Genomic DNA, 1,626 nt, shown 5'->3' on the forward strand with positions numbered 1-1,626 from the left:
TCGTCCGTGAAGAACTCGGAATGCTCTGATTCCGTTTAACAATTTCCCCTGATTTCGGGTTTCAGATTGCCGAATTTCGTGGCTAGAGGCTGCGATTTCCGGCAAATTGGATGCGCTTGTTCTGCGTGATTCGAGGCGATGACGAAGCAGCGAGGGAAGCGAGCGATGCGACCGAAGGAACGGCGCGAGAGCGGCCAGACGGACCTGTTGCGATCCCGGCTCGACCACATCCTCAATATGGATCATGCGCTGGTGAAGCTGGCCAAGACGATCGACTGGCGCTTCCTGGAAGAGCGGCTCGGCGAGGTCTATGACGACGATCCCGGCCGGCCGCCTTTGCCGACACGGCTAATGGCGGGACTGGCCATTCTCAAGTCGATGCACAACCTGTCCGACGAAAGCCTGTGCGAACGCTGGCTGGAGAATCCCTACTACCAGCTGTTCTGCGGCGAGGAGTTCTTCCAGCACCGTTTGCCCTTCGACCGCACTTCACTCACGCGCTGGCGGCTGCGTATGGGGGAAGAGCGGCTGATGGCGCTGCTCCAGGAAAGTCTTGCCGCGGCGGCCAGGCTGGGGGCGGCCAAGCCGTCGGACTTCCGCGCGGTAATCGTCGATACCACCGTGCAGGAAAAGGCCATCACCTTCCCGACCGACGCCAAGCTGATGCATCGCGCCCGTGAGCGGCTGGTGAAGCTGGCCAAGAGGCATGGCATTGCCCTGCGCCAATCCTATGCGCGGGTCGGCAAGATCGCGCTGATCAAGCATCAGCGCTATGCCCATGCCAAGCAGTTCAAACGGGCCAACCGGCAGCTCAAGCGCCTGCGCACCATGCTGGGAGCGGTGATCCGCGACATCACCCGCAAGCTCGTCGGGCGGCCGGAACTGATGCAGGTCTTTGCCCTGCCGCTGTCGCTGGCCCGGCGCGTCAGGGATCAGCGCCAGCGCGAGCGGGGCAAGAAGGTGTATTCCCTGCACGCCCCGGAGGTCGAGTGCATTGGCAAGGGCAAAGCCCACAAGCCCTACGAGTTCGGCGTCAAGGTCTCCGTCGCCACCCCGCTGCAGCGCAGCCGCGGCGGCCAGTTCGTCGCCCATGTCAAGGCGCTGCCCGGCAATCCTTATGACGGCCACACGCTGGCCACCATCATCCCGGCAATCGAGGACACCATCGGCGTCAGCCTCGGCAAGATCGTCACCGATGCCGGCTATCGCGGCCACAACGCCCCGAAGGGCAAGATGTTCAAGATCCATGTCGCCGGTTACAAGCGCGGCCTCATCAAGGTCGTCAAACGGGCGCTGCGACGCCGGGCCGCCGTCGAACCCGTCATCGGCCATCTCAAGAACGACCACCGTATGGGCCGCAACTTCCTGGCCTTCTCCGAGGGCGATGCCAACAACGCTGTGCTTGCCGCCGTCGGCTACAACTTCAGCCTCCTGCTCAACTGGCTGAGGCTTTTGTGTGCCTTCTTCCTGGCGCTGCTCGCCACCGCCGCAGCGCCGCCGATCCAGCCACGAACAGCCTAATCACCGCCTCTGACGATCCAACCGGCGGACGCCCATTTGCCAGCCCCGTCTTTCCGGCCCTAATCGCAACCGCGGCCAGCGAAATCGACGTTCTTCACAGCCGAC

General features: G+C 63.3%; 1 protein-coding gene. It reads left to right on the forward strand.

Translation table 11 applies throughout. The annotated features are described in order from the left end of the window. Window positions 1–165 precede the first annotated feature (165 nt). Window positions 166–1,521 (forward strand): IS5 family transposase, encoded by a 1,356-nt coding sequence (locus NMG70_RS31725; RefSeq protein WP_254028138.1) that lies wholly within the window; start codon window positions 166–168, stop codon window positions 1,519–1,521. The last annotated feature ends 105 nt before the right edge of the window (window positions 1,522–1,626 follow it).

Origin of the sequence: Mesorhizobium ventifaucium (assembly GCF_935822925.1) — a bacterium.
Taxonomy (GTDB): domain Bacteria; phylum Pseudomonadota; class Alphaproteobacteria; order Rhizobiales; family Rhizobiaceae; genus Mesorhizobium; species Mesorhizobium ventifaucium.